9 protein-coding genes are annotated in these 12883 nt (G+C 41.3%); 3 read left to right on the top strand and 6 right to left on the bottom strand.

The features are described from left to right. From F7734_RS57180 to kdpA, 5 genes are all read right to left on the bottom strand, one after another. A partial coding sequence (locus F7734_RS57180) for an anhydro-N-acetylmuramic acid kinase (RefSeq protein ID WP_207714457.1) occupies positions 1 to 339 on the bottom strand: 339 nt, incomplete at its 3' end. A gap of 226 nt (positions 340 to 565) precedes the next feature. Next, complete coding sequence (locus F7734_RS57175; RefSeq protein ID WP_155753032.1) at positions 566 to 1678, bottom strand: universal stress protein; 1113 nt, start codon at positions 1676 to 1678, stop codon at positions 566 to 568. Between the two features lie 8 nt (positions 1679 to 1686). Next, a complete protein-coding gene (kdpC, locus tag F7734_RS57170) occupies positions 1687 to 2292 on the bottom strand; it encodes a K(+)-transporting ATPase subunit C (protein WP_155753031.1) in 606 nt (201 codons plus the stop codon). Between the two features lie 89 nt (positions 2293 to 2381). Further along, the gene (gene kdpB / locus F7734_RS57165; RefSeq protein ID WP_155753030.1) at positions 2382 to 4466 is read right to left on the bottom strand and encodes a potassium-transporting ATPase subunit KdpB; all 2085 of its coding nucleotides are present in this window, start codon (positions 4464 to 4466) and stop codon (positions 2382 to 2384) included. Between the two features lie 141 nt (positions 4467 to 4607). Further along, on the bottom strand, positions 4608 to 6308 hold the full coding sequence (kdpA, locus tag F7734_RS57160; protein ID WP_155753033.1) for a potassium-transporting ATPase subunit KdpA: 1701 nt from the start codon (positions 6306 to 6308) through the stop codon (positions 4608 to 4610). A gap of 589 nt (positions 6309 to 6897) precedes the next feature. On the opposite strand from kdpA, the gene F7734_RS66605 reads away from it, so the two are divergent. Together F7734_RS66605 and F7734_RS57150 are read left to right on the top strand one after the other, a co-directional pair. Then, on the top strand, positions 6898 to 7035 hold the full coding sequence (locus F7734_RS66605; RefSeq protein WP_347566463.1) for a hypothetical protein: 138 nt from the start codon (positions 6898 to 6900) through the stop codon (positions 7033 to 7035). 101 nt (positions 7036 to 7136) lie between these two features. Continuing rightward, positions 7137 to 7298 carry a hypothetical protein gene (locus F7734_RS57150; protein WP_155753029.1) on the top strand — a complete coding sequence of 54 codons (162 nt, stop codon included), beginning with the start codon at positions 7137 to 7139 and terminating at the stop codon, positions 7296 to 7298. 957 nt (positions 7299 to 8255) lie between these two features. Here the strand turns inward: F7734_RS57150 and F7734_RS57145 are convergent. After that, positions 8256 to 8828 carry a Uma2 family endonuclease gene (locus F7734_RS57145; protein WP_155753028.1) on the bottom strand — a complete coding sequence of 191 codons (573 nt, stop codon included), beginning with the start codon at positions 8826 to 8828 and terminating at the stop codon, positions 8256 to 8258. Positions 8829 to 9521: 693 nt separating this feature from the next. On the opposite strand from F7734_RS57145, the gene F7734_RS57140 reads away from it, so the two are divergent. After that, on the top strand, positions 9522 to 12883 hold a 3362-nt coding region (locus F7734_RS57140), incomplete at its 3' end, for a DUF4347 domain-containing protein (protein WP_155753027.1).

Here is a 12883-nt window from a genome sequence, read left to right as displayed (position 1 = left end):
CCCCTTCTCTCCCTCTCCCCCTCCTTTAATAGGTGGTCTATGATACACTGTTTGACCGTGAGAACCAATGAGAGAAGCGGGTGAATGACCGAGTTGAATGTTTTGGGCGGCTTGAGCAAAGGTATAAGCGATCGCATCATCTAATTCTGCTAACTCAGCCATCGAAAGGGCTTCCCCCGCACAAACCGCTAAAATGCGTTCTCTTAATTGTGTTGGGTAAGGATAAGTTGCACCAGCTACTAATTCAATCTCGATCTCTAAATTTGTTCCTGAAATATCAACTAATGCTGCATCTATACCATCTACAGAGGTACCACTGATTAAACCTATTACACGCATATGAATTATGAATTATGAATTATGAATTATGAATTATAAATGAATTGCGAGCGGGGTATTTTGGAAAATTTATAATTCTCAAAATTTTTATACCTTTCATACATGATTGGTGACAAATGGCTAATGGCTAATGGCTAATGGCTAATGGCTAATGGCTAATGGCTAATGGCTAATGGCTAATTGCAAATGACAAATGATAATCCTTACTTTAATTGTGCTGACTTACTTATTTGATACTTTTTGAGGAATTGCTTTGATCTTCAGAAATAATGTGTAAATCAATATTTTTGAGCAATCGCAACAGCTTATGGGTAAGAGAGCCTTTGAAGAGAAGTTGCCAGCGCGATCTCTGACTTGCACCAATGACAATTTGAGTAATGCGGTATTGTTGGGCTACTTCTGCAATTGACATTGCTACATCATGGCTGTTAACTCGAAGAAACTCACCTTCAAATTCTTGACAGAGCTTTTCACAGGTTTCCACATACAAGCTTTCCTGTTTAGTCAGAAAGCGATCGGGTTCGGAAACGTACAAGCAAAAAAGAGGCGCATTCATATAATTAGCTAGCCTAGCTCCTCTCCTTAACAATTGGATTGAGTTGGAGTAAGTCGATACGCAGACTAAAATCCTTTCATGTATGTTACAAAATTGACCGTTTGGATTGGCAGCTACGGCATTTTCCTCAACGTTGTCTGCAACCTCTCGAAGTGCTAATTCTCGCAAAGCAATCAAATTGCGACGTTGGAAAAAGTTGTCAAGCGATTGTTGAATTTTTTCTGGAGCATAAATTTTACCTTCTAACAAACGTTCCTGCAAAGTTTCAGGAGTGACATCAATGGCAACAACTTCATCCGCTTCATCTAGAATGCGATCGGGAACGCGTTCTCTAACAACCACACCAGTAATTCTCGCAACTAAGTCATTCAGACTTTCAAGATGCTGAATATTCATTGTAGAATAAACATCAATACCTGCTTCCAAAATAACCTCTACATCTTGGTAGCGTTTTTCTCGAATAGAACTGGGAACATTGGTGTGTGCTAATTCATCCACTAGAGCCAATTGAGGCGATCGCGCTACGATTGCGTCAGTGTCCATTTCTGTTAACACCAAACCACTACGAGAAATTTGTTTGCGCTTAACGATCTCTAAACCCTCTGCTTTTTGTGCCGTTTCTTTGCGTCCGTGAGTTTCTAAAAGCCCAATCACCACATCAATACCTTCACGTTTTAGTGCGTGGGCTTCTTCCAACATTCGGTATGTTTTCCCAACCCCTGGAGCCATCCCAATATAAATTTTGTGTTTACCCCGTCGTACCGGGCTTAAGTCATTAACCATTAGCCAAATTATCTATTTTGCTTTTGTCGGTCAAATTCATCCACATCTAAGGCATAATTTAACTTTAAAACATTTACTACAGGCTCACCAAAAATACCTAAAAACTTCCCTTCTGTATATCTATTTATAAAAGGCAACACCTCATCTGGACGAAGATCGCGGGCGCGAGCAACTCTTTCCAACTGTTCGCGTGCTGCTTTGACTGAGATATGAGGATCTAAACCAGAACCAGAGGCATAAACTAAGTCAGCAGAGGGTTGAATACCTTCATCTTTTAGCTGAGTTATCTCTTCTGAAATCCGCTTAATTAAAGCGGAATTTCCTGGAGCTAAATTGCTGGCTCCAGATATACCAGTTGGTTGTGCTTCTTTGCCTTGGCTGTATTCCACCGCACTAGGACGAGAACGAAAATATCGTTCAGATGTAAATTGTTGACCAATTAAATCTGAACCAAATTGTTCTCCCTGAATATTCAGCTTAATGCTGCCATTAGCCTCATAAGGAAATACAAATTGACCTACTGCCAGTATGATTAAGGGATAGATAATCGCAGTCAACAACCAAAGAATTAATGTCAGACGAATTGCTTTAATAATTTCTCTAATAATAAACATAAAAATTTAATTGTCATTTGTCATTTGTCATTAGCAATTAGCAATTAGCAATTAGCAATTAGCAATTAGCCATTTGTCATTGATTACTGTTAAACTACTCCGACTACAGTTAGCAATATATCAATTAACTTAATTGCAATAAATGGTGCTATTACACCTCCCAATCCGTAAACAAAAATATTTCGTTGTAATAATTGATTAGCTGTTAATGGTCTAAACTTTACACCTTTGAGTGCTAGAGGAATCAATGCTGGAATAATCAAAGCGTTGTAAATTAATGCTGCTAGCACAGCTGAATTTGTACTGCTTAGCTTCATAACATTTAAACTTTGTAGATTAGCTGCAGTAAATAAAACTGGGATAATCGCAAAATATTTAGCAATATCATTGGCAATGGAAAATGTAGTTAAAGCCCCACGTGTCATGAGGAGCTGTTTGCCTATACCAACAATGTCAATTAGCTTTGTGGGATCGGAGTCTAAATCTACCATGTTGGCAGCTTCTTTTGCTGCTTGAGTTCCTGTATTCATGGCTACACCAACATTTGCTTGAGCAAGTGCTGGTGCATCATTAGTTCCGTCTCCTGTCATCGCTACTAATTTACCCTCTCCTTGTTCTCTTTGAATGACGGCAATTTTGTCTTCTGGGGTGGCTTCTGCGATCGCATCATCGACTCCTGCTTCTTTGGCAATGACAGATGCTGTAATGCGGTTGTCACCAGTTAGCATGATAGTTCGGACTCCCATCTGCCGTAACTGCTCAAAACGCTCGCGAATACCGGGTTTAATAATATCTTTTAAATAAATGACACCATATATCTCACTATCTAAGGCTACGGCTAACGGTGTTCCTCCTAGTTGTGAGACTCTTTCGTAGGCTATATCAAGTTCTTCAGAACTGTTTCCGTTACGGGAACGTACAAATCCCTTAATGGCTGAAACTGCACCTTTACGGGCTTGGCTACCATCAGGTAGATTTGTACCACTCATGCGCGTTTTTGCTGAAAACTCCACGGCTTCTGCTTGGCTTCGTTGAAAATGAATTGTTGCTCCCAATCTTTCCGCCAGCCGCAAAATAGATTTGCCTTCAGGCGTGTCATCAAATATACTAGCTGTTAACGCAACATGGGCGATTTCTTCCATAGAATGACCGTTAATGGGAATAAACTCTTCAGCTAATCGGTTACCCAAAGTAATGGTACCTGTTTTATCAAGGATTAGCGTACTAACATCACCACATGCTTCTACTGCCCTTCCGGAAGTCGCAATGACGTTAAACTGGGCAACTCGATCCATTCCCGCAATCCCTATGGCACTGAGCAATCCTCCAATGGTGGTGGGGATCAATGCTACTAATAGCGCTACTAATATTGCGATATTAATGGAGTTGCCTACATATCCCGCGATCGCAGGAATTGTCATCACAACGAACAAAAAGACTAGCGTCAACACTGCTAGCAATACCGTTAGAGCAATTTCGTTGGGTGTTTTCGTTCTTTCAGCACCTTCCACCAAGGAAATCATCCGATCGATGAACCCTTTACCTGGATCTGCTGTAATTCGGATAATCAGTTCATCAGAAATAACCCGCGTACCACCAGTTACAGAACTAGCTACGTCCGATCCGGTTTCCTTGAGGACAGGCGCAGACTCTCCGGTAATTGCTGATTCATCCACACTGGCAACACCCATAATCACTTCCCCATCAGCAGGGATGACATCACCAGCAACCACATACACTGTATCACCTGTTCTTAAGCTAGTGGAAGAAACTTCTGCGATCGCTCCATCATCTCCCAGTTTTTTAGCAACGGTTTCTGACTTTGTTGAACGTAGGGCATCTGCTTGTGCCTTACCCCGCCCTTCAGCAACTGCTTCAGCAAAGTTAGCAAATAAAACGGTGAAGAATAAAATACCTGTCACCAATCCGTTCAAAAGACGCAAGTTATTTCCTTTTACCGGACCAAATAGGTAAGGGTTAACAGTCACTAATAAAGTGATGAGAGTCCCCACCCAAACCAGAAACATAACTGGGTTTTTCATTGCATATTTAGGATTTAGCTTGACAAAAGCGTCTTTTATTGCTCGGATATATATCCCTTTTGTGCGAACCTTCGATTTTTTACGTGCTTGGCGACGCTCACTTTTACGGGAATATGGTGGTCTGGTGTCCATAATGGTTAGTGGTTAGTGGTTGGTGGTTAGTGGTTGGTGGTTGGTGGTTAGTGGAAATACAACTAACTATTAACCACTATCAACTAACTACTAACCACTATCAACTAACTACTAACCACTATCAACTAACTACTAACAAAATTATTTAAGATTAAACCCTTCGGCTAGGGGTCCTAAAGCTAAAACGGGGAAAAATGTCAGTACCCCCAAAATTAAAATGACTCCTGCTGTCACCGTTGTAAATAGGGTAGTATCTGTTCTAAGAGTTCCTGGCGTTTCTGGTACTGCTTGTTTGCGTGTCATACTGTCGGCTAGCAGTAAAATGGCGATAATTGGTATGTAACGCCCCATTAACAAGCTCACGCAAGTGCTTAAGTTCCACCATAAAGTACTATCGCCCAACCCTTCTAAGCCCGAGCCGTTATTGGCACTTGCTGAAGCGTATTCATAAACCACTCGTGAAATGTTGTGAAATTCCGGGGTGCCTGTGTATCCTGGTGGTGGAACTTGAAATGCCAAGGATGCGGGAAATCCCAAGGCAATGGCGCTGGGGATCAATACTGCGATTGGGTGTATCAATAGCACTACGCTACTGAGGATTATTTCTCGCTTTTCTATTTTGCGCCCTAAAAATTCTGGTGTCCTTCCCACCATCAGCCCAGTTAGAAACACTGTCAGAATCAAGAAAATGAATAGGTATGCTGTTCCAGTTCCCTGACCACCCCACACTATTTGTAAAAATAAGCTAAGCATTGTAGAAAAAATTCCTGATGGCATTAAGGAATCGTGCATCCCGTTGACTGCACCACACATGGTTCCTGTGGTCGTTATTGCCCACAGGGCTGTTTGCGCCCACCCAAATCTGAGTTCTTTTCCTTCTAAATTGGGCTGTGCTTCCAATCCCAATGCTTCGTTGACTGTGGGATTGCCTTGATACTCGCCAATGGCTGTTATACCAATCAAAACAACGTAGATGACAAAAACCATCCAGAATAACTGCCACGCTTGTTTGGTATTGTTAGCAAACAATCCATAAGTAAAAATGAGTGCTGCTGGAATACTCAGCATGGCAAGGGTTTCTATGAGATTGGTAATACCACTGGGATTTTCAAACGGGTGGGCTGAGTTCGCACTAAAAAAACCGCCACCGTTTTCTCCCAACTGTTTGATTATCTCAAAAGAAGCGATTGGTCCTCTAGCAAGATACTGTGTACCTCCGTCTAAAGTTGTTAATTCTAGAGGTCCATTCATTGTTTGCGGTACACCTAAAGCTAGTAATGCGATCGCTCCTACTATTGAGATTGGCAGCAATATACGCGTGATGGAACGTGTTATGTCAACGTAAAAATTTCCTAGTGGTTTCCCTGTCAAACCTCGTATAAAAGCAATCCCTACTGCTAACCCGGTTGCTGCTGAGGTAAACATCAAAAAACCCAGAGCAGCCGTTTGACTGAAGTAACTGAGAGTGGTTTCTCCTGAGTAATGTTGCTGGTCTGTGTTCGTTAAAAATGAAATTGTTGTATGTAGTATAATATCCCATTGAGGAGCACCTAATCTTGTGGGATTCCAGGGTAAAAATTTTTGCAGAGCAAGGAAGGCACACGCGAAAATTCCCATAAAAAGGTTACTATAAAGCAATGCTCTGATATAATGCCAACCTGTCATAGTATTTTGTTTGGACATCCCTGCTAATAAATACACAATTCGTTCTAAGGGATTTAGAACGGGATCGAGTAGCATTTTTTCTCCCATAAAGACACGGGCTATGTATCTACCGAAGCGCGGTGCGATCGCTATTAAGATACAGAGTGTCACTCCTATCTGCAAAAGTCCTTGTCCCATATATTTAGCCAAAAGTATAACTGGTCAAAAGGTTAAAAGGTCATTGGTCAAGTGTCATGAGTATTTTAAGATTTGAATATTCAGATTTTGTACCTATCGAATAAATAGATAAAAACTAGAGATTTCAGCTTTCAAATAGTATATCTTTCTACCGTTCGACCTAATGATACCGATCTGATATTTGCTTGACTTGGCTATTTATATAACTTTTTGTTAAGGAAAGTGTATTTAGTAACATTTTATGCATACGTTTATCTACCGACCGGTAACCAATGACCAATATACTGCAAACGGCGTTGGGGCTGAACTTTCTTCTCTCGTTCCCAGCCTCTGGCTGGGAATGCACTCTGTGAGGCTCTGCCTCCTGATTCATGACACCGGGGGCGGAACCTCTAAGGAAGAAGGCATCCCCTGGTAGCAGCCCAGGGACAAGATAAGGGGTGATTCACGGTACTTTTAAAAAAGTAAAGTTTTAAACCGTTTTTAGTATAGTTAGGGACTAGGGAATGTCGAAAGGGAAGAAGTTTCACCTTTAAAATAAAATTGTCCGAGCACACTAGAAGTACTATACAGTAGTAGGTAAATTCTGATGAGTTCAGAACAAGAGTTATTAACAAAGTGGCGTTCCCTTCCACAAGACAAACAGGAGGAGGTTTTAGATTTTGTCAAATTTCTCTACGCAAACAACTTTACAAGTAAAACGCCCTTAGGAGAACGTTTGCGGTAAATTCGCTATAGGATTGTTGCTTCTGGTAAATCTTTATTAGATGAAGATGCAATAGAAAAAGAACTCGCCAGTCGCAGAGGTAGGATATAGGGTAGAGAAGAATGACAATTTACTTAACATATATTTTTAAGACTATCTTTCATAGCGATCGCAAAGGAGCGAGATCCCTAACCCCTATTCCCTTATTTAATAAAGTTTTATTTACAATATTTGCAGATTTTTTGTTCGCTCGATACAGTGCGATCGCGCAACACGAGCTTTGAATGTCTAAATTTTGGATGAAAAATTGCAGAAACTGTCTATAGCTTGTTTTATTTGAGAATGAGTTTCTTTAAGGCAAACAGAATACTCTTAGAGAATACCATACAGTTATTTAGATGTCATTTTAATCACATGATTACCCCCCTTAGTCCCCCCTTATCAAGGGGGGAAATAAGAGAAATTGAGTTCCCTCCCCTTTATAAGGGGAGGGTTAGGGTGGGGTAAAAAATATTTGACTGTACGTTCGCTTATTTTGAGATCCAAAGGGGAATTAAAGCCTTAATGTAAAAGGAAAAAGAGGATTTTTACGTGAACCATTATTTTTGTGTAAAATTTGTGACCATTCAAAAAGGCTAAGAGAGGCGGTTATTTAAGCCGTAGGCATAGGATAAATCATAAAATGACCAAAAGCTCCTATGGGACTAAAAATGCCTGAATCCATTTCACAGCCTGAATTACAACCCCTGTAAGGCTTAATTAAATCTTGCGGTTAAAAATGAGCGAACGTACAGATTTGATACATGAATCATGACTTTTCAAACATCCTCTAACACCTTAAAAGGTTTTTAAATACTAACTGCGTCATCAATATTTAACGTACAACACTGATTTGAGCCTTAGAACGAGATGCTGGCTTGGGTTTAATTGAAATTTCTACATCTTCTACAATCTTGTACTTCATCCGGAAAACTTTTGAGGTCTTTTTTAGAGCTTCCTATCCATATTACCCCCCTTAGTCCCGCCTTATAAAGGGGGGAAATAAGAGAAATCGAGTTCCCTCCCCTTTATAAAGAGGGGAAATAAGAGAAACCGGTTCCCTCCCCTTTACAAGGGGAGGGTTAGGGTGGGGTAAAAAATATTTGATACATCGCTCGTGACTTTTCAAACATCCTCTTAAGGGGAATGTTATTTTATCGTTGCCAGGTAGATTTAACTGTTCAAACCTGTAGAGCAGCTATCTACAAGTACGGGGATAAACTCAAGCTAAATCCGGGCAATAGATTTTCACCAGATAATTGTGTTGGCAGGTTTCGCACTTCTACATCTTGCCCTTGGCGATAAATTTCCACTTGCTGCTGTTGAGGATTAATTAACCATCCCAATTGCACTCCTGCATCCATATATTCTCGCATTTTGTCACGCAGCGTTTCTAAATCATCTGTTGCTGACCTTAATTCAATCACAAAATCTGGCTCGATGGGGGGAAATTTACGTCTTTGTTCGAGAGTAAGTGCTTGCCAACGTTCCTTTTGAATCCAAGCAGCATCAGGAGAACGGTTTGCACCATTGGGTAACTTAAATACAGTGGAGGAACTAAAGGTATAACCGAGACTAGTTTGCCGATTCCAAATTCCTAAATCGATAATAAAGTCAGCTTCTCGATTGCCGCTCTCACCTCCAACGGGTGACATAATAATTAATTCTCCCTTAGTCGTTCGTTCAAACTGTAACTCGCGGTTATTTTGACATAACTGATAGAATTGTTCGTCACTTAGATGAACGGTGTCTAAACTTAATGTCAAAGGAGTCATAATCCTACACTCAGCCGCATTCTTTGTTATGTATTCTATCATGCTTCAGCGTTGTCTAAATATGCCAATTAACTATAGCGGTTTTCAGTTGGGTGCAGTACATAAAAAAGTTATGGAACCGCACCCTGTAGCAACCTACATACCCTGTCAAGGTGGATAAAAACTTCACCAAATCAATAGCTCTCTCTCCTCTTACCTCTGTGTACTCTGCGTCTCGGCGGTTAAATAAATTATTTTTAAACCGCAGAGGCGCTGAGTACGCAGAGAGGAGAAAAATGAGGAATTGCCGCCTGAATCAAAATTTTATGAGTCATCTTGACAGGGCTACTTACATAATCTTCGTTTTATTGTATAAAATGTTATCAGTGCATTTAAAAATGCGGCTTACTTAACTTTGTGATGGAGACTTTCTGTTTTCAGTACAACTACGCTAGTTGTTAGCTTCTATACAGAATAAATTGTGATAGAGACCGAAAACTATCACTGCTAACAAGCTGTGTGGAACTAAGGATGATTAGGTTGACTGCTGTTTTGAGATTAGGGCAGAATGCGTCGTACTAGAGAGAATTCTGTGCGTCAACATTGCCTTAATGTTAGCTTCGGCAATTGCTACTTAAACAAAATGATAAAACAATTTCTTTGAGTCAGCAGGTGTCTGTTTTGACTCTAATTTCTATTGAGATAAAAACGACTATGATGGAACAGACAAAACATACTACCCAAAACTCTCAAGAAAATTATAGCGAAGAAACCTTTCTTCCTAATAGCGATCGCGAAAATCTAAATATTGTCTTCATAGATACGACAGTTCCGGATTATCACAGCTTAATATCTGGCGTAAAACCGGGTAACCAAATCGTTATCCTAGATCCAACAAAAGACGGAATTGCTCAAATCACAGAAACTTTGCAGAATGGCAAATATCAGTCTGTTCACATAGTTTCCCACGGGGCGGAAGGTAGCTTGCAACTGGGAGCGACTCAATTTAATAGCGATGCTCTGGATTTCTACAAAGAACAGTTGCAGCAGTGGGCAAATGCTTTGACAGATGGTGCTGATATTTTGCTTTACGGATGTAATGTGGGTTCTGGAGAGAAGGGAGAAGCTTTTGTACAGCAGCTGAGTCAACTGATGGGTGCTGATGTTGCTGCATCGGATGATTTAACGGGAAGTGCTGCTCATGGTGGTGATTGGAATCTGGAGGTAGTTACTGGTTTTATTGAAGCACCCCTGGCGTTTCAGGTTGGGGTGATGGAAGCATATAGCCAGGTGTTGGGAATTATTGAAGTTACAAACACCAATGACAGTGGATCTGGTTCTTTGCGACAAGCTATTCTTGATGCCAATGCGACTCCTGGTGATGATACGATTCACTTCACTGGCACATTATTTACAGATACCAATCCAGACACAATTACTCTGACTTCAGGAGAACTCAATGTTACTGAAGCTGTGACAATTGTGGGAACTGGGGCAAATAGCTTGACAATCAGTGGGAATAATTCTTCTCGTATCTTTTCTGCTACAGCACCACTTACTATAATCAACTTAAAGATAACTGGCGGAAATGCAGCGACAGGCGATGGTGGTGCTATCTACAGCGACAGCAGTGTCACTATTGACAACAGTACTATCTCCGGTAACTCGGCAGACGGTGAGGGTGGCGGCGTTTGGAGCAGTAGCAGTGTGACGATCGCCAACAGCACTATTTCCAGTAACTCAGCTTCCCTGGGTGGTGGGATCTATAGCGCTAATAATGTTGCGATCGCCAACAGCACTATTTCTGGTAACACGGCTAAAGACTCTGCAGGGGGAGTCTTTGCTAGCAATGGCACGATTGCTAACAGTACTATTACGCAAAATACTGCTGATAGCGATAATGATAATGTTGGTGATGGTGGTGGCGTCTATAATAATGGTGGCACTATTAGCGTTACTAACAGCATCATTGCTGGCAATAGTGAAGGCGATGGAACTTCTGATGTTGCTGGCAGTACTTTCAACGGTAATGCGAATAACTTGATTGGTAGCACTAGTGGTATAATATCAGGCACTCTTGGCACTGGCTCAGATATTGTCGCCTCCGATCCCAAACTTGCTCCTTTAGCTGATAACGGTGGTACTACCGAGACTCACGCCCTGCTTATAGGTAGCCCTGCTATCAATGCAGGTAGCAATACACAAAGCAACCCAAATTTCCCAACAATCGATCAACGAGGCAGTACAAGAACTATCGGTGAGATTGTTGACATTGGTGCAGTTGAATCTGATTTTGTTCCTCCCAAAGTTAACTTTGGTGCTGCCACTTACAGCATTACAGAAGACAATAACGCGATCGCAGTCAATATCTCTGTTACCTTGGACGGTACTCCCGCAACTGATGTGACTGTCCCAATTATCATTAATAATAACAGTACAGCCTTAGCAGACCAAGATTACATCGTTTCCTCAAACACTGTTACCTTCACAGCAGGCGCAACAGGTACAGATTTAACACAAGTTCTTACTATCACCATCAATTCCGACGATCTCCCTGAGAACGAAGAAAATATTGTATTCAATTTTGGCACTCTTAAAGGTGCTGTTGCTGGAACAATCACCGAAACAACTTTGACTATTGCTGCTAATGACCCTATTGTGTATCGTATCTCTACCACAAATACAACTTCTGTTAATGAAGGTAATAGTGGCTCTCAGAGCATTACCCTAATTGTGACTCGAAGTGGGGGTACTGGAGTAGAAAGTACGGTAGACTATGCTTTAAGCGGAACAGCAGAGTTTGGTAATGATTACAATGTTGTAGTTGAAGGTGGAGAAACTGCCTCATCTGGAACTATAAGCTTTGCCCCAGGAGACACAACGAAGACAATCACAGTTGAGCTTTTGGGTGATGACGTATATGAAGCTAATGAAGATATTAGAGTTACCGTAAGTAATCCCCAACCAACCACAGCGCCAGCAAATTCAACAATTGAGACTAATGCAGCAGCAGTCACAATAGCGATTGCTGATGACGATCCTCTACCCACTGTCACCATTAATGATGTCACTGTCAATGAAAGCGACACAGCAACATTGACTGTCAATTTGTCTAACCCCAGCAGTGAAAGCATCATTGTCAGCTACAGTGTAACGGATGGCACTGCTGAAATTGCAGACGAAGATTATTATGTTGCACCTGGTGAATCCACAATTACCTTTGCACCCGGTGAAACCAGTAAAACCATTACCGTTTCTACCAGCGACGACAACAAATTTGAGTTAGATGAGATATTCCAAATCACACTCACACCTGACAGCAATGCCAACTTGGTAAGCAAAGGAGAGGGTGTTGTCACCATCACCAATGATGATGCTCTACCCACTGTCACCATTGATGATGTGACGAGCAATGAAGGGGAGACAGCAACATTAACTGTCAGTTTGTCCAACCCCAGCAGTCAAAGCATCGATGTCAGTTATAGTGTAACTGATGGTACTGCTACAACTGCAGACGGAGATTACACTGCACCTAGTGAATCCACAATCACCTTTGCACCCGGTGAAACGAGCAAGACTATTACTGTTTCTACTAGTACTGACAATAAATTTGAGCCAGATGAGACATTAAAAGTCACCCTCGCCACTGACAGCAATGCCAACTTGGGAACTAAAAAAGAGGGCGTTGTCACCATCAGCAATGATGATGCTCTACCTAACATCAATATTAGCGACGATGTCACTATCAATGAAGGCGGTACTGCCACATTTACCCTTACCCTTTCCAATCCTAGCGAGCAACTGATTACTGTTAATTACACTACCAGTGATGGCAGTGCTACCACTACAGATGATGATTACGAAAATTTGAATGTCTCGACACTCACTTTTGCACCAGGTGAAATCAGCAAAACTATTACTGTTGTTACCAAACATGACAACAAATTTGAGGAGAACGAAACATTCAGCATTCAATTGTCTGATGCTAGCAATGCCACCCTCGTCAAACCTCAAGCATTTATCGCGATCGCCAACGATGACGCATCACCTAGCATTCAAATTGATGATGTCAGCAT

The organism is Scytonema sp. UIC 10036, assembly GCF_009725235.1.
This window is presented reverse-complemented; position numbering and strand designations above follow the sequence as displayed.

Coding starts and splice junctions, on each gene's coding strand:
- F7734_RS57145 (WP_155753028.1), bottom strand. CDS start 8,828: ATGACTCCTTTGACATTAAGTTTAGACACCGTTCATCTAAGTGACGAA.
- kdpB (WP_155753030.1), bottom strand. CDS start 4,466: ATGGACACCAGACCACCATATTCCCGTAAAAGTGAGCGTCGCCAAGCA.
- kdpA (WP_155753033.1), bottom strand. CDS start 6,308: ATGGGACAAGGACTTTTGCAGATAGGAGTGACACTCTGTATCTTAATA.
- F7734_RS66605 (WP_347566463.1), top strand. CDS start 6,898: ATGAGTTCAGAACAAGAGTTATTAACAAAGTGGCGTTCCCTTCCACAA.
- F7734_RS57175 (WP_155753032.1), bottom strand. CDS start 1,678: ATGGTTAATGACTTAAGCCCGGTACGACGGGGTAAACACAAAATTTAT.
- F7734_RS57150 (WP_155753029.1), top strand. CDS start 7,137: ATGACAATTTACTTAACATATATTTTTAAGACTATCTTTCATAGCGAT.
- kdpC (WP_155753031.1), bottom strand. CDS start 2,292: ATGTTTATTATTAGAGAAATTATTAAAGCAATTCGTCTGACATTAATT.